Here is a 22,286-nt window from a genome sequence, read left to right on the forward strand (position 1 = left end):
CTTAATTATTAGTATTTATTTTTCTACTAAACAGTTTACGAATAGCAATCCTTCCAACCAACTGTCAACAATATTTTTTGACTGTTTTGTTGATGGTCTGCAAAGTTGATCGCAACAGCTTTTCTTCAATAATAAGCGGAGGTGCCAGTCGCACCAGGGTATTTGAATGGAGCGTCCAACCCAAAATAATACCCTTCTCCATACACTCTTCTACCACTTGCTGAGTCAGTTCACGATCTTCGAGCTCCATACCCAGCATCGCTCCCACGCCGCGAATTTCTGTGATTCCGTCAGCAGTCAACTCTTTCCGGGCAATCTTCTCAATCCGTTCCGCCTTTGCTCCATACTCATCCGAAAGTAATTCCGACAATGTAGCATGGGCCGCAGCACACGATACCGGATGGCCGCCAAAGGTAGTTACGTGATTCAGGGGCGGATCGTATTTAAATGATTCAAATATTTCGGATGACGATACAAAAGCCCCCATCGGCATGCCGCCGCCCATCGCCTTAGCCAGACTCATAATGTCAGGCACCACATCATATCCCCGGAAAGCAAACAGCGACCCGGTACGATAGAACCCTGTCTGTATTTCATCAAAAATGAGCAGCGCCCCAACCTCATCACATCGCTTGCGAACAGCTTGTAACCACTCTTTTTTTGCGGGGATGATACCGCCCTCACCTTGGATAGGCTCCATAATTACGGCTGCCGTTTCGCTGTCAATTTTTTCCAGTCCGTCCAAACTATTGAAATCCAAAAAGTGGACATCGGGTAACAGCGGCAGGTATGGATCACGATACACATCCCGTCCGGTAACACTTAACGAGCCGTGGGTATCACCGTGATACCCGTGATGAAATCCCACAAACTTGTGTCGGCCCGTATGCTTCTTTGCCAATTTCAACGCTCCTTCGTTCGCTTCGGTACCGCTGTTTACGAAATATACGCGATCCAGCGAATTTGGCAGTTGTGAAGTCAACAGTTCCGCATACTTTGACTGTGGCTCCTGAATGAATTCTCCGTATACCATCACGTGCAGATGGCGATCCACCTGGCGCTTGACGGCCTCCACCACTTTAGGATGACGATGCCCCAAACTGCTAACGGCAATACCGGAAATAAAATCGATATACTCTTTGCCGTCAGTTGTATAGATATAGGGACCTTCGGCACGTTCTATTTCCAGCCCCATTGGTGCATCGCTGGTTTGGGCTACATGCTTATAGAAAGATTTTTTCTTGTTCAAAATACGCTACCTTGTTTTTTGTTTAATCAAATATTATAAGAAAAAAGGGGACTTTTTAATTGAGTTTATATGTCTAAATTTTATCTTAAAATGAACTAAAGTCACATTTTACATGTGCATGTCAACTTTTAGCACAATTCTTAGCTTTCTTATTGTAATTACCGCTTGCGCTCCATCAAAAGATGATGTTTCAAGCAAAACTGACGAAAAAAATGCAGATTCTCTTATTACACAATCTCACGACGACACTATGCGCATACAGCCGCCTGCTCCCCCCCTTTCTCCGGGGACAGCAAAGATAAAAGCGAATTTAGAAAAAATAGAAAAAGATGGAGATGAGGCAACTATTTATATTTCAGTAGTTCAAATACTCCAACGGGGTCCTTCTACTCCATCATTGCCAAAAGGAAAGACTGTTAAAGTTAATGCGACAACATTTAAAAAAAATGCAGAACAACAATTTCTCACATTAGAAGAGGGGAAACAATTCATTCTATTTGTGGGATATACTCAATCGCTGGGTAAGCAGTCACAGAACTGGACTCTAAACAAAATTAACACTGATTCAACAACTAAAAACGTGTCCGATGACTCGTAACACACTAAAACATTTACTTTTTACAACCTTTCTCGCACTTGGACTGTTTGCTCTTTTTCTATTTTTGGCCCAAGATTCTTCTCATAAACCAAAAGTGACACAGATTGAAAAACCTAATTCAAATCAAGTTGAGCGATTGGAGAAAAAAGCGGCACGGGGCGACTATTATTTTCGCATGCTGCAGAATCCGGCTACAAATAAAATTCCCGACAATGCCCGCCAGCGAGAAATACAGCAAGCCAAACAGATTCCCCAACGCCAAAATATAGATATTCAATTCCCCCACAAACAAAAGGGACTGCTGAACTTTCAAAATTTTAGCTGGAAACAGGCCGGACCTTATGATATTGGCGGCCGAACCCGAGCAATGGCCGTAGATATCAATGATCCAAATACTATTATTGCCGGAGGAGTTTCGGGAGGCATCTGGAAATCAACCGACGGCGGCAGCTCTTGGGAACTTAAAACAAGTGACTTTACAAACCTCAGTGTGACTTCACTGGCCCAGGATCCCACGGATCCGGACACATGGTATTATGTAACCGGTGAATTTTTGGGAAACTCAGCATCTGACCGGGGATTTACTGCTCCCTATTACGGAACCGGCGTATATCGATCTACAGATAACGGAGAAACCTGGTCTATTATTCCGTCTACGCAAGATGAAAATGCTTCATTCAGTAGCCCTTTTGACTTTATGAGTCGTGTTGTCATTAGCCCGGTAACGGGATCTGTATTTATTGCAAGCCATGGCTTTGGCGTGTTAAAACTCAATGAATCCACCCAAGAATTTGAGTTGGTTCTCGGCGGAGCCGGAGAGCATCGGTACACTGATATTGTTACCAATTCCAATGGAGACCTACTTGCGGTAATCTCGGAGGCGGATGCCGGCGAACCGAACCAGACTAATGATCCCGGCGTATATTTATCTACTGACGACGGTGCCAATTGGACTAACGTTACGCCGTCTACCTTTCCCGGCACGCACCGCCGCAGTGTTGCCGCCTTTGCACCTTCTGCCCCAGACTCGGCTTATATATTAACTCTCAAAGGACAAGGTGATGAAACCAATCAGGGGGTCAGTTTTCACATGCTCGATCTTGACCTTGGGGGAGAAACTCTGGAAAACTCGTATGATCGTTCTGAAAACTTGCCTAATTTTGAAGATGGTTCGGTCGGAGATATGGAGATGCAAGGAGGATATAATATGATGGTAGCGGTAAAGCCCAACGATCCGGATTTTGTAATCGTGGGCGGTATTAATCTCTTTCGGTCCACAGACGGATTTGCTACCAGTCCAACGGGAGGCTACCAAGAGGAAGACAAAGATGAATACTGGATAGGAGGATATGCCAAAGATAATAATGGGAGTCAATATTCCAATCATCATCCGGATCAGCACGAATTTTTCTTTGATCAAAACGATCCGAACCGAATGTGGTCGGCTCATGATGGGGGTGTCAGCGTCACCGATAATATCACGGCTACTTCCGTGAGCTGGCAGGATATGAACGAAGGCTACGTCACTACACAATTCTATTCAGCTGCCATATCCTCCCAAATAGGTGATAACCGGGTGTTGGGCGGCACACAGGATAATGGAACACCATTTTTTCGCTTTGATAGTAAAACAAGTGAAAGTACAACTTCAAGTGACATCTCTTTTGGTGATGGAGGTTATGCATACTTTACTCCATCGCATCTTTTTGTTTCTCGACAGAACGGTAGTATCGTTCGCTATAAAAAATCGGACGGTGGGGATCCCACTACTCCATTAGCCTATGTAGATCCCATTGACGTAGAAGAACAGTTATTTGTGCATCCGTATGTAGTAGATCCCAACGATGAGAGTATTATGTATTATCCGGGGGCCAATACAGAGGGAGGAACCTGGAATATCTGGCGTAATACTCAAGTTAATGATATAAACAATAATGATAACCCAGATGGCACTACTGAGAACTGGGAAGACCTTAGCAGTCTAAGTGTACCATCCGGATATGAAATCTCGGCTCTCACCGTTTCACGAAATCCTGCCAATATTTTATTTTATGCTGGATCTTCACAAAATAACCAGCCGGTTCTTTACAAACTGACAAACTCCCACGAGGCTACTTCCGGTGCCCAAGACATATCTATACCCGATGCCGCTAATGGTGCATACATCCACGATATTGAAGTGAGTCCTACCAACGCTGATGATATTACAGTGGTAATCTCGAACTATCAAGTCGAAAGCATTTATCATACCCGCGACGGTGGAGAAACGTGGCAAGGAGTAGAAGGGAACCTCGGAGACAATGGTGGTGATTTAGGTCCTTCAGTACGCTCCTCAGTAACCATTCCCGGAGAGCAAGGAAACATCTATTTTGTTGGAACCAGTACCGGCATTTACTCGACTACCAATTTTGACGGACCAGATACCAGCTGGGAACAAGAGGCAACCAATGAAATCGGTTATGCGGTAGTTGAACAAGTTAATGCCCGATATAATGATGGAACTATTATTGCAGGTACCCATGGCTTGGGCATGTACCGCGGCTCTTTTGATGGAACCGTTTCCCTTCCTTCAATAGCCGTTAATCCTAATGAAGGTCGGGCCGGGGACAAAGTTACCATTGCGGCATCAAACTTCGAATTTAATTCCAGCCCCGAAGATAATGAGGTGACCTTTGGCACTGTTATAGCCAATGTACTTGAGGCCACCACAAATGAATTAGTTGTTGAGGTTCCGCGCGGGGCTATTCCTCGTGACTATGAATCAAATACTATTCAAGTAAAAGCATCTTCCGGTAATGTCAGTGCAAGTCAAACTTTTACCCTATTACCACCCGACAATTTTACTATCAAGCAAAACTATCCCAACCCTTTCAATCTTTCAACCAAAATTCCATTTGATATTCCCGCAGACACCCGAGTTACTCTTACAATTTATGACACTAACGGACGCAAAGTACTTCAACCTATCAGAGAAGAAACTTATAATGCGGGTTCCTATGCCGAAAGAGTTGATCTCTCAGGCCTGGCAAGCGGCGTTTATATATATCGGATTTATGTTGAAGCTCTTTCAGGTGGAGACGATGCTATGCAGTCAAAACAGATGACATTTATAAAATAATGATCACTATAATCGAAAGACTCCCGACCGAAAAATAGAATATAATTTAATTGCCATTACAGGTTACATCATCCGGCAACTATATTAAATGTCTGAAGATAGCATACTATACGTTTACTTGGGGCTGTCAGCATAGTTTATTTCCATTCTGAAATCAACTGTTTAAACTCTTTCTGCAGCTCTTGGTTTCGGTTTTTTGCATACCATTTATGTAGTTTCTTTGCCCATTCTTCTTTGCTAATGCTCTCATCTTCCTTCCATTTCATTGCCTTCTGCTGTGCCAGCTCCGGACGCGGCCCCCATGTTCCAACTTCTTCGAGCGTTTTGGAATCCAAACAAATCAGCTTAGGTATCGAACGTCCGCCATTGGTTAAATATTCGTCCATGATATCCAAATTCTGATCACGCAAAATAAACCGGATATCAATATTCTCAGTTTCTTCAGCTATCTTTACAAGTCCCGGGATATTTTGAGCCGCATCACCGCACCACGCTTCGGTGACCACCAACCACATCCACTTTTGATCCAGGTTATCAAGCTCATCAACCAATGAATCAGTAAGCTCAGCGCGCTTATCCCAGCGACTCATACGCTGCACATTCATCTTGGTATAGTGAACCATCTCATCAGAATGATTGTCTCCGGTGGTCTTATCCTGTTCCAGGAGCTCATCGATCATCTCCCGATACTCCTCATACGTATATGCTTCGTCAATAACTTCTTCCGTAATAATTTGTTCTGCTGCAATACTCATAATGTCTGTAGATGTAATTGTGATTTGTATTACTTCTGTAGATGGAAAACACCTTGAAGGTCTTACTCTAATAACAATTTGGCAACCCAAGATATTCCATCAATCCGGAGATGTTTTAGAACGATGCCTGCAATCAGAAAACACACAAAACACAGAGAGGTACCGTATTTAATACGCATCACTTTTGAATAATCGGCTTGGGTGCTACCGAGGGATCGAACAATACTCTGTCCTACTATTAATATCAGCAATCCAACCAATCCAAAAAGAACCGAAAGCCGTAAATGTGATTGTCCCATAGCCAAAGTCACGAGTGTTAATCCAATCGAAAATCCGCCTATAAAAAATCTCCCAACTCCCTTTCTGCCATAACGTACTACAAAAGTTTGATCCCCGCGTTTGCGATCTTCATCCAGCTGATAAATCTGCGAAATGGGATACAAACTAAGCAACAGTAAAGAAGCACCTACAGCAGCCACAAACACCCAGAGGGACAACAAGGAATTTCCTGCAGCCAAATACCCCAGCAATACCGAATTCAGTCCCGTACTTACGCCTATAGCCACAAGGCTTTTAGTAGGATGACTTTTCCATCGTGCCAAGGGCGTGGAATACAGCCAGAAAAAGAACATGCTCAATATATAAATGGTTGCAAACAAAATTCCTTCTCCCATCGCTATTCCAAGACCGATAAATTGAAGGATCAATGAAGCTGGCCACATCCACGGCCTCATTTTGGGGGGATGCTTGAGTCCGCCAATCGGTCCCTCATCTTTATCCCAAAAGGAGTTATAGGCCGTTGCGCCGCCAAAAAGAAGCAGATGAACATTTAGAAACTGGATAACAAACGGTATTACCGTTAAGTCATCACTCAAAAACCCACCCAGCAAAAAACCACCCGATAATATAAATAGCTGGTAATGCCACCGCAGGTGTAGTACAAAATGCCATATCTGTTTAAAAAGACCTGCTTTTTCTAAATGCATGTTAGATAAAGAAGTAAGAAAAAAGTTAGATAATTAGCATAGCAATTTAGGCTTATCAATCCAATTTACAATTGGTATCTTTGGGACTATGATTTCCACAGGAATACAAGTACCTAAATACATTCACGAGCAGCTATCACCAAAGCAGTGGCAGCAGCAAAAACGCGATCATCGTCGATCGATTAGCGAGCTTATTGATGATTATCTGGAAAAGCGATCCCATCAGCAAAAAGATCCGGTGCTCGATTTCCTTTTTGAATACTACGCCTTTCGTCCCTCCTACTTAAAACGCTGGTCGCCGGGATTCAGAACTCTACTGATTGGAGGCTCATCTCACGATTGGATGTTTGATGAGATGGAAACTATTGGCGAAAACTGCTTCCTTGATATCCAACATTTTGATACCGATCGCATATCTGCTATCAAATGGATTCTGAATGTGTTGGAACAGTCGCTCGAGCGGAAACCTTCGTTTGGCTGTTTTGGAATGCACGAGTGGGCGATGGTCTACAAAGCTGATCACGTCCGTCATGATTATCTCTCGTTGCGCATGGAGAAAGATGAACTTGCAGAGTTCGTAGAATCACGTCCGTTGGTATGCACACACTTTGATGCCTTCCGCTTTTTTACGGATGAAGCCAAGCCCCAAAATAAGTTTGAACTCAATCGGGATAAATTTGCCGAAATGGAACAGCCCGGCTGCCTGCATACAAATATGGACCTATACAAGTGGGCATTCAAGATGTATCCGTGGATTTCGAGCAGTACTATCCGCCAAGCCTTTGAGCTGGCTGTTGACACACGTGTTATGGATATGAAAGCAAGTCCTTATGACTTACGCGACCGCGGACTGGAACCCATCAAGATTGAGACTGACAAAGGGCGGCAAGAATATATGGAGAAACAGATGTCTATTTACGAAAGGTCCCAGCCTATCCGCAAGCAATTAATAAGAGAATACAACTATCTGCTAAAAGCTCTTTGTGACTGAAGTATTAAAGATCCTGAAACAAGTTCAGGATGACATGTACTTAGTCATTTTATTTAATCCCATAGATCTTTCAGTTCTGGGTTTGACTTCTTTATTAAATTAAACTTCCACTCTCGATGCCAATTCTTTAACTGCTTCTCTCTTTCTATTGCTTCATCAATGTTGGGATACTTCTCAAAATATAACAAAACCTTCAAATTATACTTTGAAGTAAACCTTGAACCTTTACCGAACCTATGGTCAAGTATTCGTTCATCTAATTCACTTGTAACACCGGTATAAATAACATTCCGGCTATGATTTGACAAAATATAAACAAATCCATTTTTGCCTGTGGAATTTCGATAACCCATGATCTTTTCAATGTTTTATATCTAACAAATTACCGCTAGTAAGATCTTTATTTAGCAATATCCTTACATTAAAGTTTCTGTGTCATCCTGAACTTGTTTCTGGATCTGTATTAGTCACAAGAAACCTTTCGCAGCTTCCATTAATTGCCTATCATCTAATGCATATTATTCGACTACAAATACAACTAATCATCTGAACAAATTATACGGCGATGAGCGAACTGGATAACACCGATTACGAAGCTTATGAACAGGATATTAAAGTACTCGTAGATACCCTGCGCAAATGCTTTAATGCTGAAAAAGCACGATACAGTGTTGTAGGACATCAAAACACTTTATACATCGAAATTGAAGGGCTGGACGATCTTAATCCGGAAGAAATTTCTGAAGTTGCAGAACCGGTTCTTGATGAACTCGATATGGATTTTGATGAAATTTCCCTTCTTCCGTTAAAGAATTAATAGAAGTTTAAAATTTTGAAAAAGGATATCATTCCTGAACGGAAACACCTATTTTCAAATACATCTTGATTCAAGGCATACGTTTCAAAATATAACTTAGGGTTTTACTTACTATGGCAAGCGCAACAACAAATTACGAGTTACGATGTGTGGCCAACGGTCACCTTAATTCAGAAGAAGAAACAACCACTTATTGTACACAATGTGATAGCGTTCTTCGGGTCTATTATGATGAACCTTCTGATGATATTCAGTATCCGCTAAAAGAGCTCAAATCCGACCCGATGAAGACGCATCCGTCGGCCCTTAAAAAGCTGGATCGCCTTTCAGAAACGTATGGAGCCGACCTCTGGGCCAAGCTGGAATTCGAACATCCCACCGGCTGCTTTAAAGATCGCGGCAGTTATATCGAGGTTCAGAAAGCCCTCGAACTTGGTGCCGAGGCCATTTGTCTTGCTTCTACGGGAAATATGGCTGCCTCAGTCGCTGCTTATGCCTGCTATTTTAAAATCCCCTGCTTTGTTTTTGTGCCCGAAAAAACAACGGATGCCAAAATTGCCCAAGCCACTATTTATAATGCTAATATCATCCGTATAAAAGGAGATTTTAGTACTTGTGAAGCGCTTTGCCGAAAATTTGCAAAATCAGGAAACTACTACTTGGCCGGTGATTATGTTTTCCGTGAAGAGGGACAAAAATCATTTCCCTACGAATTGCTGGAGCAAAATGGGGACGATTTTGATTACATTTTTGTCCCCGTGGGGTGTGGAACCAACTTCGGCGCTATCTGGAAAGGGTTTACCGAACTCAAGGAGTCGGGCAAAATTTCCAAGCGACCAAAGATGATTGCCATTCAACCCGAGCAAAGCTCTCCCGTGGTAGAAGGTATTTTCAAAAAGGAGAAAATCATCAAGAAGCAGGTTAATACCATGGCACAGTCGGTAGCTGCTTCGGATCCGGTCGATTTCCACAAAGTCATGCTCGGTATTGAAGAATCGGACGGCTCAGCATATACCGTTACGGAAGATGAGATTCTGAACTCTCTCAAAGAGATGGCTGTTGAAGAAGGACATTTTACCGAACCGGCCTGTGCTCTTCCGCTTGCTGCTTTTAAAAACAATATCGATACCTTTAAAGACAAAAAGTGCTTGTTTATCCTAACCGGGTCCGGGCTTAAAGATACTAAGGTCGTAGCTAAACATTCCCTTTCCTCTCCTGTTCTTTCTCCGGATATCGATAAAGTAACCAACTATATTAAGTCAGGTTTTATCGAGATGCAGAAAGATTCCTGGGGGAAATCACGTGATACATTTATAGCAAATCTCGATATGGATGAGGACCACGAGAAGCTCTACAATGAATATGTGGCTAAGATCAACAAGCGCGGGAAAACACTCAGTAATAATGAAATCGAAGTACTACAATCACTCATTTTTAATGAAGATCTGGACTTAGAGTATCCGGCAGAAGTACTCGATTATAAAGTTACCATGCGTAAACATGGACTCATTAAAGCTGCTGTTAAGTTAGATATCCAAGGTGAAGAGGTTATCTCCGAGGCAAAAGGGGTTGGACCAATTGATGCAATATTGTCGGCTATCCGCGCCGAAACCAATTCGGTATTTCATTTGGAAGTTAAAAATCACGAAGTAGATATTCTGAGTCCCGATACTGATTCGCTGGTGGTGGTCACCCTTACATTGGCCAATAACGATCAGGAATGGGTCTCCAAAGGAGCTTCGCCTGATACTCTCGAAGCCGTTATCCAGGCATTTACCAAAGGCTTGGCCATTGCTATGAAATCAACGGTGACTTAAAAGAAGTAAATAAAAAGTTTCCCACATCTTGGAAATCCGAGAGTGTTTTTCACCTCTACCCAATCAGTTATAGTGATTTAACAACCACTTTTTGAGTTCGTCGTAATCGTCTTCCAAAACGTGGCTCTGCTTTTGTTTATTCAGACAGGCTTTGAGGCGATCAGGCATTGTAATCTTTTTACCGATTATAGGCTCAATAACATCCTTAAATTTGGCGGGATGAGCAGTTGATAATATAATTTTAGGCGTGGATTTGCTTTCACTAAAATATCCTTGTTCCGAACTAATATATTGTTGTACCGCCCGATAACCTACTGCGGTATGGGGATCCATCAGGTAATCTTGTTTACGATAGACTTCTTTTATCACCTGACGAGTTTGGGAATCAGAAAAGGATGCGCCCCAAATATGACGTTTTATCTGTTGATAATCCTCATTAAGCAAATCAACGATTCGAGCAAAATTACTGGGATTCCCTACATCCATGGCATTTGAAATTGTTCTTTTCGAGGGTCGGGGATTAAACTCACCATAGTCCAAAAATTCAGGGACTACATCATTTGCATTGGTGGCAGCTATAAAACCTGTGGCCGACATTCCCATTTTTTGGGCCATTAATCCTGCCGTTAGATTTCCAAAATTCCCACTGGGGACACAGAAAATGGGAGAGCTATTTACAGACAGCTGTGCAATAGCATAAAAGTAATAAAACATCTGGGGAATAAGCCGGGCGATATTGATAGAATTGGCTGAACTCAGTTGTAATTTTTCGTTTAGAGAGTAATCCGAAAATGCCTCCTTCACCATTCGCTGACAATCATCAAACGTACCTTCAACTTCGAGCGCCGTTACATTTTGTCCGGCCGTCGTCAACTGCTGTTCTTGAATATAACTTACTTTTCCTTTGGGGTAGAGCAGGCAAACTTTAATCCCTTCCACACTTAAAAATCCCTGGGCAACGGCGCTCCCGGTATCTCCCGAGGTAGCAGCTAAAATCACTAAATCCCGGTCTGACTCCTTCCTCAATGCCGAAAATATCCGCGACATAAATCTGGCTCCGAAATCCTTGAATGCCAAGGTAGGTCCATGGAATAGTTCTAACACATACACTTGGTTTCCGAGCGAATTCAGGGGCACATCAAAATTCAACGCTTCTTTTGTGATACCTTCCAGGACATCATCATCTATACCATCGACAAACAACCGGGATATTTTAAAACCAATATCCTGCAAACTTTTCTGACTAAGTTGATCCAAAAAAGAATCAGAAAGCCGTGGCCAGATTTGGGGAAGATATAATCCTCCATCGGGTGCCAACCCCTTGAGGGCAGCCTCTGCAAATGACACCGGGTCGGCCTTTTTATTCGTACTGATATACTTCATAACTGTACTTCCTCCAAAATTCGGGGACCTTCTTTATTGATCGGAGAAATGTACACTTCATTATCCAGACCTATTTCTTCATATTCATGCTGCATCACTTTCCCTACCGCTGTGGCCGTTTCATTATCCCGGGAGAGAGCAAATATCGACGGTCCGGATCCGGAAATACCACTTCCCAATGCTCCAGCATCAAGTGCAGCTTCTTTTACCTCGGCAAAACTTGGAATTAGCACCGACCGGATCGGCTCAATTATCACGTCCTGCATCGATCGGGAAATAAGTTCATAATCCCCCTTTAAAAGTCCCGCTACCAAACCGCCAATATTCCCCCATTGTGTTACCGCTTTTTGTAAAGGGATGTTGCGCCGTAAAATTTTTCGGGTATCTTCGGTCCTGATCTCTATCTGGGGATGTACGACGGTAGCAAATAATGGCTTTGAGCAATCCAACCCAATAACATCTTGGGGCTCACGACTCCGGATAAAAACAAAACCTCCAAACAGTGATGGGGCCACATTGTCCAGATGGGGAGTCCCGCAGGCCACGCGTTCTCCTTCCGCGGCAAAAGTCAGGAGTTCATCGGACGTACAGGGCAATCCCAACAAACGGTTAACAGCCACCACCGCTCCCACTGAGCTGGCTGCGCTCGAACCGAGTCCACTGCCCAACGGCATCTTCTTATGGACTTCCAGCTCGATTCCCACATCACTGCCAAGATGTCCTAACAGCGCCCGGACCGCCACTCCCGCCGTATTCTCGCTCACCGAAGTAGGCAATACACCATTTTCGCCGGTCACTCTTGTTATTTGGATTCCGGGTTCTTCTGTTCTCCGAGCCACGACTTCATCGCCAGGGTGATCGAGGGCAAGTCCCATTACATCAAAACCACAGCTTACGTTGGCAACCGAAGCCGGGGCAAACACCTTTACATACTGATATTGATTAGGCATCTCAAATCTCCTCCCTGAATGAAGGGGCATTGCTAATACGAAGAATATCGGCAATAATTCCACTCGCGGTAACATCTGCCCCTGCGCCGGGACCTTTTACCACAATGGGACTTTTTTGGTAATGCCGCGTTTTAAATGCCACGATATTGTCGCTACCGTCGAGTCCATAAAACGGATGTTCAGAACCAATTTGTTCTAACTGCACAGTAGCTTTTTCATTTTCGTATCGTGCGATATAGCAAAGCTTTTTATTGTTCGAGGCAGCATCTTCAAAAAGCTTTGTAAATTCATCATCATGCTCTTCAAGAATATCAAAAAACTCCTCTACGGTATCGACATCACGCGCTTTTTCCGGAACCATATTTTGAATATCAATTTTATCAAATTCGAGTTTTAATCCTGCCTCACGCGTTAATATCAGCAGTTTTCGTCCCACATCCTGACCGTTAAGATCTTCCCTCGGATCAGGTTCCGTAAATCCTTTGTCACGGGCTGTCCTTACCACTTCACTAAATGAGCTACTGCCATCAAACGTATTAAAAATATAGCTGAGGGTGCCCGACAGCACTCCCTCAATCCGCATAACATCGTCACCCGTCAGCACCTGTTCTTTGAGGGTAGCAACCACTGGCAACCCCGCGCCAACATTGGTTTCGTAGAGATACGCTACATTATGTTTGAACGCCAGCCGCTGTAGTTTTTCGTAGGTAGCCAAAGAACTGGAGTTGGCCTTTTTATTTGCCGTCACAATCGAAATATTTGACTCCAGCACATTCGAATAGGAAGAAGCAATTTCGTCACTGGCTGTACAATCGATAAAGATACTGTTCGAAAGATTCAGGTCTGACATCTGATCTATAAAATGATTGATATCAGCCAGTTCACCCTCCGCCATCATCCGTTCTTTCCAGTTAACCATCGAAATCCCCTCATCATCAATAAGAAACTTTTTGCTGTTGGATACCCCCGCCAACTTTAATTCAAGGTGGTAGTCATCCAGTAATTTCTGGGCCTGTTGTTGGATTAAATCCAATAACTTGCCCCCGATTAATCCCACGCCTACCAAAAACAGGTTCACTGTTTTTACATTCGCAATAAAAAAGGCGTCATGCAGCGTGTTCAGGGTTTTGGTCTCATTTTTACGATCTACAACAATCGAGATATTACGCTCCGAAGATCCCTGTGCAATAGCTACTACGTTAATTCCATTTGCACCCAACGCCTGAAATACGCGTCCCGAAATTCCTGGCTTACGACGCATATTGTCGCTAACAACCGCTACAATCGAAAGGTCGTTTTCTACCTTTACCTCATCAATAATATTATCGCGGAGCTCATATTTAAACTCCTTTTTTATCGCACTCTGTGCAACTTTTGTCTGTGCCGGGAGCACCGCCAGACTAATCGTATGTTCGGATGAGGCCTGCGTAATCAAAATAATATTGACCCCAGCATCAGCCAAAGCCCCGAACAGACGCGCTGAAATACCGGTAACCCCAATCATGCCGCTCCCTTTAACGGTAAGCAGTGTAATGTTATCGATTGAGGAAATGCCTTTTATGATTGACTCTCCCGGAATCGACTGGTTACTAATGCGCGTGCCCTCCTCTTCGGGCTTGAATGTATTTTTAATGAGGATGGGAATATTTTCTTTCATCGCCGGTTGCAATGCTGGCGGATATATAATCTGTGCCCCAAAATGTGAAAGTTCCATCGCCTCCTCATAAGAAAGATGGGGAATCACAAAATAGCGTTTTACTTTCCCGGGATCGGCAGTCATGATGCCCTCAATATCGGTCCACAGTTCAATGGCCTCAGCTTCGAGCGCAGCGCTGATTAACGAGGCCGTATAATCCGAACCGCCCCGACCTAAAGTAGTGGATTCACCGCTCGACGTTGAAGCTACAAAACCGGTGACAATCTGTATAGAATCAGAATCTGTTTCCGAAAAATAGTCACAAATCTTTGGGTAGGTCTTGTCAAACTGCACCCTCGCAGATCCGAAATCACGATCAGTTTCAATAACTTTTCGAGCATCAAGGTAGTCAGCTGAAATTCCGGTATCAGATAAAAACTGCCTAATGATATAGGCTGAAAATCGTTCTCCGAACCCCACCACAAAATCATGGGTGCGATCGGTCAGCTCACGAGTCAATGAAACCCCGTGTAGCACGTCGTCAAGCTCGTTAAACATCATTTTAAACTGTGCCAATGTATGACTTTGATTCTGAATGCTGACCAGCTCTTTAATGGCATTATTATGGCGCTTTTCCAGATCAGTTAAAATATTAAGATATGCTTCATCCCCTTTTGAAGCTTTAACTACCGCATCTTCTAAAGCATCGGTAACCCCCTCAAAAGCAGAAACCACCACAGCTAAGTGGTGGTCTTTTTTCTTTTCAGAAATAATATCTGCAACCTGCCTGATAGCAGCGGTTGTTCCCACAGAGGAACCACCGAATTTTAATATGCGCATAAGCCCTTTTTAAATATGAAACCTGACTTTGATCTAATTAACGAAGTGCATCCTCAAGTTCAAGCGAAGCATCGCTATCTGCATCGCGGTATTTCACGATCAGCGGACAAGCGACATTCAATCCCTGCTCTTGGGCCCAGTCACCGCTCATGGGACGCGTGCCCGGAACAACAACAGCTCGCTCGGGAATGTCAGCACCTTTGCCCAGCACTTCTTCATTAACGCAATCATAGACGGGAATCGACTTTGAAAGCGTTACCCCGGGAGCAATTACCGCTCCTTTTTTGACGAGGATCCCTTCCACAATCACTGAGCCTGCTCCAATAAAACAGTCGTCCTCAATTACAACCGGAGACAATCCCACCGGCTCAAGTACGCCACCAAGTTGTACCCCTGCCGACAGATGGACATTTTTGCCAACCTGTGCGCAAGAACCAACCAAGGCATGGCTGTCGATCATCGAACCTTCATCCACATACCCACCGACGTTTACGTAAGCCGGAGGCATAATGATAACATTCTCCGCTACATAGGCTCCGCGGCGAACAGACGATCCACCCGGTACCAAGCGAACATTTTCATCCGCCGAAAACCTGCGAGGCGGTAAATTGTGCTTATCTACAAATCCATCATAAATGCCCGAATATTCGGTATTTTCACCGGCTGAGAAAGAAGCCAATATTGCCTCCTTAACTTCACGGTTTGCCTCCCACCGATCCCCTTTGGGTTCGGCCGCACGCACTTCTCCGGTTTCCAGTTTATCTAAAATTTCTTCCCACTTAATATCACTCATCAGTTTTTGAAATAATTTATTTTAAAATTAATGCTTCCTACAGTTCTTTCGAGTTCCCAATACATTGGTAGTGCCGGGAACTTATTTAGTTCACCAAATTAACTATTTTCTTTGTACCAGCGTTGGATCATATTATCAGCATTTTTGAGGATGCTAATATCCTCCACATCATCTTCGGTCAGCGGTGGATGCAGCTTAGTATTTTCAATCCAACCTTTTTCATTCAACAATACTTTTGCCGGAACAGGATTTGGTCCACTGAACAGAGCATCCGTACATTCCTGCCAAAGCGGGAGCAATTCCGGACCGCGTCCATCCAAACACCAATCTACATATTGATGTGTCGCTTTAGGCCACACGTTCGAAGCCACCGATACAAGTCCGTTGCACCCAGCCATCGAAAAGAATGGTAATAGTCCGTCATCACCGCTGTAAAATACTATATCCTTAGCTGTCTTGCGATAATTCTGATAATCTTCAATGCTCCCGCTTGCTTCTTTGACTGCTACAAAATTGGAATGATCAGCCAACTCTTTAAGCACCAACGGACTCATTTTGCTACCCGTACGCGAAGGTACGTTATAGAGCATGCACTCCTTGTCGGCTGTATCCAACAGCGATTTAAACCATTGTACCTGTCCTTTAGGGCCGGGCTTGGCGTAGAGTGGGGTCACCAGCAGAAATGAATCCACATCAAATTGATGGCAATACTCAATCCATTCAATCTGGTTCCGGAGATTAAATCCCCCTACTCCAACCATGATAGGCACGTCTACATTTAAGCTCGAAGCCGTCTTAACCACCTGCTTTTTATCTTCAAGGGGCAGTGCCAGTCCTTCGCCCGTACTGCCCAAAACAAGCACGCCATTACCGGCTTCATCCTGCTTGTGGATAAGTGAAGCTAAATCATCAAGATGTATATCCCCATTTTCGTTCATAGGGGTTACCAATGCCGTATAAAGTGGTGTATCTGTAATACTCATAATTATTGTTGCATTACGTTATCAAAGATAGTTGAAAGATCGTGGAATCCAGATTCTACATTATCATGAACAAGTTGCTCTGCTGCCCAAATTGCACCTTGAGCAAATATTTTACGATCGTGCGCCTGGTGTTTTAAATGGATTGACTCCGCATCCGTTTTTACTTCCAGCTGATGAATTCCTTTAATATCACCTTTGCGCTCTGAGGTGATCTCAGCTTCTTTACCCAGCCATTCTTCCCACGAAATTGCTGTACCGCTGGGCGCGTCCTGTTTATGTTTATGATGGATCTCATGAATATGGAATTCCGGATCATCCAAAACTGAAGAACTTTGTCCAATAATATTCAAACATCGGCGCACAATATTCATCCCCAAACTAAAGTTCGAAGCTTGCAACCATTTAAGATTTTTTTGCTTCAATTGTCGATCTAAATCTTCCGGCCAGTCATAACCGGTCGTTCCCCATGCAGCGGGAATTCCAGACTCCATAAGCGGAGCTATAAGCTCATCTACAGCACCTCCCGGCACGAACAAAATCGCAGCATCAGCCTCTTTAAGCTTTTCAACCGTTGGTTTATTTGAGGAATCGAAGGGACCAACAATTTGACCCTCTTTTAATATTTCAACAACCTTGCCACCGGTTTTGCCGGTACCTATAACCGCAAATTTCATACTCTTTTCTTTTGATGTTGAACGCAAAGTGAGTGATAAGTATAACCTTTTCAGTGTCTATTTTCATCCATTTGCGCAATTACCCAAATATAATGTAGATTCAGCCTTAACAATTCAAAATAATATCAAATATGTATACCTTATTTGCAGCTCCTGTTTTTACCAATGATGCAGTCGTTTTAGGAATCCTACTACTAATTCTGGCATTCATATTTGTCACCTCGAACAGCGACAACCCAAAGTGGCAAAAATTCTATACCTTTGTGCCCTCGCTGCTCCTCTGCTACTTTATTCCATCTATTTTTAACTCACTCGGGTTAATATCGGGAGAAGAATCAAACCTTTACTTTGTAGCATCACGGTATCTTTTGCCTGCAAGTTTAGTACTCCTTACTCTCAGTATCGACTTTAAGGGAATTATCGGCTTAGGACCCAAAGCGATCATCATGTTTTTAGCGGGAACAGTCGGTATTATGATTGGGGGGCCGCTGGCTCTCATTACCGTAAGCTATTTTGCTCCCGAAATGACGGCAGGAGCCGGACCCGAAGCCTTATGGCGGGGATTATCAACTATCGCCGGTAGCTGGATTGGCGGCGGTGCAAACCAGACGGCCATGTTCGAGGTTTTTGATCCCAGTGCTGACCTGTTTTCAGCCATGGTAACGGTTGATATTATTGTTGCAAATATCTGGCTGGCCTTTCTGCTGTATGGAGCAGGTATTTCTGAAAAAATTGACGCCTGGTTTAAAGCAGATGCTTCACCTATTACAGAACTCAGAAAAAAGATCGAAGATTATCGCGCCAATGTGGCCAAAATCCCCACCCTCGCTGATATTACCACAATCGTTGCTGTGGGCTTTGTGATCACAGCTATCGGTCATCTGGGCGCCGATGCTATTGCTCCCTGGATCGGTGAAAACTTTCCCCAGCTCAGCAATTTGAGCTTGGATTCTGAATTTTTCTGGATTATTGTCATTGCTACAACCGGTGGATTAGCCCTTTCTTTTACCCGTGCTCGAAAGCTTGAAGGGGCAGGTGCTTCTAAATTTGGAAGCTTGTTCCTTTATATCCTGGTAGCTACCATAGGAATGAAAATGAACGTAATGGCTATCTTTGAAAGTCCCGGATTCTTCCTCATCGGGCTGCTCTGGATTATTATCCACGTTATTATTCTGTTTATTGTCGCTAAAATTATTAACGCACCGTTCTTCTTTATTGCCGTGGGCAGCCAAGCTAATGTCGGTGGAGCTGCATCAGCACCTATTGTGGCTTCGGCTTTTCATCCGGCTCTGGCTCCCGTTGGGGTTCTTCTGGCCGTTCTGGGATATGCGGTGGGCACGTATGCGGCCTACATCTGTGCTATCATGATGCAGTTTGTGAGCTAACTAAAAGGCAAAAGTGAGACGTCAAACGTTTACCTTTTCACGTCTCACCTTTGCCAAATAGTTTACTGATTAAAAGACGCAGAATTCCTATATTTGCAGGTCATTTTTTAATAGCTTTTTCAACATACCTGCATGCGCATTCTGAAATTTATTGGCGTTTTTTTAGGCACCCTGATTCTTATCTTCTTTATTGTCTTTGGGTTCAACCTTGATGCCTTAAAAACACTTTATAATAATAGCGGCGACCTACAAGAGGGACAGGAATGGGTTTCCAAGGCTACTTCCCTTAAAGGGCTTACCCAATATATTGGATCAAATCCCCAGCATACCACCATTGTATCCCGCTCCGTAACCAACCCTGACACGACCATCACTTACCGTGCAGAAACGCCGCGTACCATGGGAACGCTCTCTAATTTTTTCCTCATCACAACCTATTCCCGAATGGTTGAAAACGGACAAATAGATCCCGATGAATTAATTCATCTCGAAAAAACAGATCGCTTTCAGCTCCCCTATATTGATGCCTCCCACCATGATGATGCTAAAACTGCTCTTAAAAATCAGGGAGCTGTTAACAAGGATGGCCAAGTATCGCTGGATGAACTTTTGCAGATTGCTATCATTTATAATGATCTGGCAATATCGGATTTCCTGTATTTCAAATTAGGTCAACAAGCAATTGACAAAACATTCGATCTGCTTGAACTAAAATCTACGGATCTGCCACTTCCTTTTTCAGGATTGTATATAACCCTGCATCCCAACTTAAACGATCGTGAGTTTACTACTCACTATGAAAATCTTTCAGCTTTATCCAAAAACGAATTTAGGGCAAAGGTTTTAGATAATGCTAAACGTTTTAGAACAGATAATGAATTCCATGATCGGGTCACGGAACGTTTTGAAGAAGACCAAGGATTAGGTATCGGCTTTAGAGAACGACGAAATAGTTTGAGCCTTTTTCCAAAATCTACGGGACAAGAATTAACAGACCTCATGATTCAGCTTGAGCAGAATGAGCTTATTTCCGCCTCTATTTCGGAAAGGGTCAAGGGAATCATGGATTGGCCTTATCAACAACAGGGATTAAACAATGATTTTAAGTACTACGGGGCTCTATATGATAACAGACTGGGCCTGCTTAACGGTATTGATTACGGCGCTTCTGTTTATTCTGAAGAACCATTTGGACAGGCAGTATTTTTTGACTCGCTGCAAGTTGCCTTTTGGTTTCACATGAGTAGTAACCTAATGCATCAGGATTACCAGCAACGCCTGATGTGGGATCCTGCATTGCGGGAAACCACCCTTCAGGAAATCAGTAAATAATATTAAATTACTGAGAGTCAATTTTAAACTAACATGGAGTTATTATGGCAGAGTCAAACAAAGTTAATGAGACCGTTCGTGGCGGAATAACACTGGGCACCGTTCTTGCAGTAACTATCTCGTGGTCGGTCAACAAATCCATTTTATGGGCGATTATCCACGGACTTTTTAGCTGGTTTTATGTGATTTACTATGCACTTTTCTACTAAATTTTTGCACTCTTAGACAATGAATAAGTACAAGTACTTGTATCTTTTTTGGCTTTTACCTGCTGCCTTTCTTTTTCTTACGCTCCACCAGGGATTGGTTTACTATGGCATTATCGATACCTATGAAAATGGTGAGAGCTATACCGCTGAAGTTGTGGAGTTTGAGCTTAAGCAGATTGCCGCTCAGACCAATGGCTATATTGTCTTGCGATTTACTCCGGGTGATAACCAGGAAATTGAACGCAAACTGTCGCTGCCTGTAGAGATGGCCGGCGACCTCCAGGATATCCGGGTCATTCCCATACGCTACCAGCCCGGTGACATGCAGGAAATTGTATTAATGCCTACTTTTGAAACACAAAAAAGTCTTATATGGACAAACGCTCTTATGGCTGGCGTTGCGTTATTAATCACATTTATTATTGGACTGGCGGCTCATCGTTTTGCGAACAAAAAAATAAACGAACCGGAAGAGGAATTCGTCATTGAACGAGTAGATTAATTTGGCATGACTACATCAGATTCCAACAAAGGCACTCTTTTTCTGATTCCTAACACTTTAGGCAAAACTCCCGAAAACAATACCATCCCCGATTATGTACTGAACGTTATTCGGCGGATGGAAGTGCTTATTGTGGAAAATGTGCAAACGGCGGCACGATATCTTCAATGGGTTGGGGATAGCGTTCCCGAGTATGAAATTGAATTTCTTTTGCTTAATAAAAAGACTCCCATCCACGAAATTACTTCCTTCTTAGATCCCCTAAAAAAGGGAAAAGACGCAGGATTACTTTCCGAAGCCGGATGCCCCGCTGTAGCAGATCCCGGGTCGGAACTCATTAAAATGGCACACGACCAGCAGATCAGCGTACATCCGCTGGTGGGCCCCTCTTCTATTTTACTGGCGCTGATGGGATCCGGTTTTAACGGACAACAATTCACCTTTAACGGTTACCTGCCTATTGATAAAAATAAGCGTCAGGCTGCTATTCAACAGTTAGAGAAGCAATCAAAATCATCGGGTGGCACGCAGATTTTTATGGAAGCCCCTCATCGTAACGACAATGTGGTTAAAGATGTAATCCGGTATTGCGAACCAACTACTCGTTTTTGTACGGCTACTAATTTAACGCTGCCCGATGAACGAATTGTTTCCCAAAAAATATCAGACTGGCGAAAAGATTCCCTTGACTCCATTCATAAAGAGCCAACGATCTTCCTGCTGTACGCTTCCTAAAATTTCCCGCAATACTTCTTGACTCAGCACTGATTTACAAAATAGGTATGCATAATAAAAAAGCCTGCTCTGTTACAGAACAGGCTTTAAAAACTAAATGATAATTAAGGTATTACGCTCCCGCTTCTTCCAACATGTTAACAATGCCCTCATAATTATGAGAGGTAGCCTGATCTTTGGCTGACCAACCACGATCATCCATCACACTAACATCACTTTGGTGTTGAATTAACAGTTGTACTATTGCATCAAAGCCGTTACTGGATGCCCAGTATAAAGCACTTGTCCCGCGATTATCACGGGTATTCACTTCGGCACCGTGATCAAGTAGGTATTGAACAACATCCAAATGTCCATGTTTGGCTGCTTTCATTAATGCTGTCCGATCGTGCTCGTCACTGGTATTTACATCAGCACTATTCTCTAAATGCTTTTTTACGTTCTCTAAGTCTCCATTCTCAGCTGCTTCAAGAAAGGCATTTTCTTCCATATTCAAACCTCCTTATTTAGGATTAAAGGTGGGTCACTAAAAT

At 43.3% G+C, this 22,286-nt stretch carries 21 protein-coding genes; 10 read left to right on the plus strand and 11 right to left on the minus strand.

The window, feature by feature from the left end; genetic code table 11:
* Positions 1 to 64: 64 nt before the first annotated feature.
* Entirely contained in the window at positions 65 to 1,249 is a 1,185-nt protein-coding gene (locus CK503_RS10450; protein WP_255233386.1) for an aspartate aminotransferase family protein, read from the minus strand.
* A gap of 118 nt (positions 1,250 to 1,367) precedes the next feature.
* On the opposite strand from CK503_RS10450, the gene CK503_RS10455 reads away from it, so the two are divergent.
* Both CK503_RS10455 and CK503_RS10460 read left to right on the plus strand, forming a co-directional pair.
* Positions 1,368 to 1,847 carry a hypothetical protein gene (locus CK503_RS10455; RefSeq protein WP_095606762.1) on the plus strand — a complete coding sequence of 160 codons (480 nt, stop codon included), beginning with the start codon at positions 1,368 to 1,370 and terminating at the stop codon, positions 1,845 to 1,847.
* Positions 1,837 to 4,965 (plus strand): T9SS type A sorting domain-containing protein, encoded by a 3,129-nt coding sequence (locus tag CK503_RS10460; protein ID WP_095606763.1) that lies wholly within the window; start codon positions 1,837 to 1,839, stop codon positions 4,963 to 4,965. The genes CK503_RS10455 and CK503_RS10460 overlap by 11 nt, the downstream gene beginning before the upstream one ends.
* Positions 4,966 to 5,102: 137 nt before the next feature.
* On the opposite strand, the gene CK503_RS10465 is transcribed toward CK503_RS10460, so the two are convergent.
* Both CK503_RS10465 and CK503_RS10470 read right to left on the minus strand, forming a co-directional pair.
* Complete coding sequence (locus tag CK503_RS10465; RefSeq protein WP_095606764.1) at positions 5,103 to 5,720, minus strand: thioredoxin family protein; 618 nt, start codon at positions 5,718 to 5,720, stop codon at positions 5,103 to 5,105.
* 62 nt (positions 5,721 to 5,782) lie between these two features.
* A complete protein-coding gene (locus tag CK503_RS10470) occupies positions 5,783 to 6,706 on the minus strand; it encodes a UbiA family prenyltransferase (protein ID WP_095606765.1) in 924 nt (307 codons plus the stop codon).
* Positions 6,707 to 6,794: 88 nt separating this feature from the next.
* Between CK503_RS10470 and CK503_RS10475 the strand changes: the two genes are divergently transcribed.
* Positions 6,795 to 7,697 (plus strand): 3-methyladenine DNA glycosylase, encoded by a 903-nt coding sequence (locus CK503_RS10475; RefSeq protein WP_095606766.1) that lies wholly within the window; start codon positions 6,795 to 6,797, stop codon positions 7,695 to 7,697.
* Positions 7,698 to 7,750: 53 nt separating this feature from the next.
* On the opposite strand, the gene CK503_RS10480 is transcribed toward CK503_RS10475, so the two are convergent.
* Positions 7,751 to 8,050 (minus strand): GIY-YIG nuclease family protein, encoded by a 300-nt coding sequence (locus CK503_RS10480; RefSeq protein WP_095606767.1) that lies wholly within the window; start codon positions 8,048 to 8,050, stop codon positions 7,751 to 7,753.
* Positions 8,051 to 8,262: 212 nt separating this feature from the next.
* On the opposite strand from CK503_RS10480, the gene CK503_RS10485 reads away from it, so the two are divergent.
* Together CK503_RS10485 and thrC (CK503_RS10490) are read left to right on the plus strand one after the other, a co-directional pair.
* Positions 8,263 to 8,514, plus strand: a complete 252-nt coding sequence (locus CK503_RS10485; RefSeq protein WP_095606768.1) for a hypothetical protein — start codon at positions 8,263 to 8,265, stop codon at positions 8,512 to 8,514.
* A 113-nt stretch (positions 8,515 to 8,627) separates the two neighbouring features.
* Entirely contained in the window at positions 8,628 to 10,331 is a 1,704-nt protein-coding gene (thrC, locus tag CK503_RS10490) for a threonine synthase (RefSeq protein WP_095606769.1), read from the plus strand.
* Between the two features lie 63 nt (positions 10,332 to 10,394).
* Here thrC (CK503_RS10490) and thrC (CK503_RS10495) read toward each other — a convergent pair whose 3' ends face one another.
* From thrC (CK503_RS10495) to CK503_RS10520, 6 genes are all read right to left on the minus strand, one after another.
* On the minus strand, positions 10,395 to 11,714 hold the full coding sequence (gene thrC / locus CK503_RS10495) for a threonine synthase (protein ID WP_095606770.1): 1,320 nt from the start codon (positions 11,712 to 11,714) through the stop codon (positions 10,395 to 10,397).
* A complete protein-coding gene (locus CK503_RS10500; RefSeq protein ID WP_095606771.1) occupies positions 11,711 to 12,664 on the minus strand; it encodes a homoserine kinase in 954 nt (317 codons plus the stop codon). Before CK503_RS10500 ends, thrC (CK503_RS10495) begins: the two co-directional genes overlap by 4 nt.
* A gap of 1 nt (position 12,665) precedes the next feature.
* Positions 12,666 to 15,140, minus strand: coding sequence for a bifunctional aspartate kinase/homoserine dehydrogenase I (gene thrA / locus CK503_RS10505; protein WP_095606772.1), 2,475 nt, complete (start codon positions 15,138 to 15,140; stop codon positions 12,666 to 12,668).
* Positions 15,141 to 15,177: 37 nt separating this feature from the next.
* Positions 15,178 to 15,924, minus strand: a complete 747-nt coding sequence (locus CK503_RS10510; RefSeq protein ID WP_095606941.1) for a 2,3,4,5-tetrahydropyridine-2,6-dicarboxylate N-succinyltransferase — start codon at positions 15,922 to 15,924, stop codon at positions 15,178 to 15,180.
* A gap of 107 nt (positions 15,925 to 16,031) precedes the next feature.
* Positions 16,032 to 16,916, minus strand: a complete 885-nt coding sequence (gene dapA, locus CK503_RS10515; protein ID WP_095606773.1) for a 4-hydroxy-tetrahydrodipicolinate synthase — start codon at positions 16,914 to 16,916, stop codon at positions 16,032 to 16,034.
* Between the two features lie 2 nt (positions 16,917 to 16,918).
* Complete coding sequence (locus tag CK503_RS10520) at positions 16,919 to 17,590, minus strand: dihydrodipicolinate reductase C-terminal domain-containing protein (protein WP_095606774.1); 672 nt, start codon at positions 17,588 to 17,590, stop codon at positions 16,919 to 16,921.
* Between the two features lie 131 nt (positions 17,591 to 17,721).
* Here CK503_RS10520 and CK503_RS10525 point away from each other — a divergent pair, with 131 nt between their 5' ends.
* The 5 genes from CK503_RS10525 to CK503_RS10540 all read left to right on the plus strand — a co-directional run bounded on the left by CK503_RS10525 (position 17,722) and on the right by CK503_RS10540 (position 21,753).
* Complete coding sequence (locus CK503_RS10525) at positions 17,722 to 18,975, plus strand: DUF819 family protein (RefSeq protein WP_095606775.1); 1,254 nt, start codon at positions 17,722 to 17,724, stop codon at positions 18,973 to 18,975.
* Positions 18,976 to 19,107: 132 nt separating this feature from the next.
* Positions 19,108 to 20,307, plus strand: coding sequence for a serine hydrolase (locus tag CK503_RS10530; protein WP_095606776.1), 1,200 nt, complete (start codon positions 19,108 to 19,110; stop codon positions 20,305 to 20,307).
* A gap of 44 nt (positions 20,308 to 20,351) precedes the next feature.
* Positions 20,352 to 20,516, plus strand: a complete 165-nt coding sequence (locus CK503_RS16145) for a hypothetical protein (RefSeq protein WP_176466289.1) — start codon at positions 20,352 to 20,354, stop codon at positions 20,514 to 20,516.
* Between the two features lie 19 nt (positions 20,517 to 20,535).
* Entirely contained in the window at positions 20,536 to 21,018 is a 483-nt protein-coding gene (locus CK503_RS10535; protein ID WP_141239920.1) for a hypothetical protein, read from the plus strand.
* A gap of 6 nt (positions 21,019 to 21,024) precedes the next feature.
* Complete coding sequence (locus CK503_RS10540) at positions 21,025 to 21,753, plus strand: SAM-dependent methyltransferase (protein WP_095606778.1); 729 nt, start codon at positions 21,025 to 21,027, stop codon at positions 21,751 to 21,753.
* Between the two features lie 112 nt (positions 21,754 to 21,865).
* On the opposite strand, the gene CK503_RS10545 is transcribed toward CK503_RS10540, so the two are convergent.
* Positions 21,866 to 22,243: an ankyrin repeat domain-containing protein gene (locus tag CK503_RS10545; RefSeq protein ID WP_095606779.1), complete on the minus strand. Its 378-nt coding sequence runs from the start codon at positions 22,241 to 22,243 to the stop codon at positions 21,866 to 21,868.
* Between the last annotated feature and the right edge of the window lie 43 nt (positions 22,244 to 22,286).

The organism is Fodinibius salipaludis, assembly GCF_002287075.1.
GTDB lineage: Bacteria > Bacteroidota > Rhodothermia > Balneolales > Balneolaceae > Fodinibius > Fodinibius salipaludis.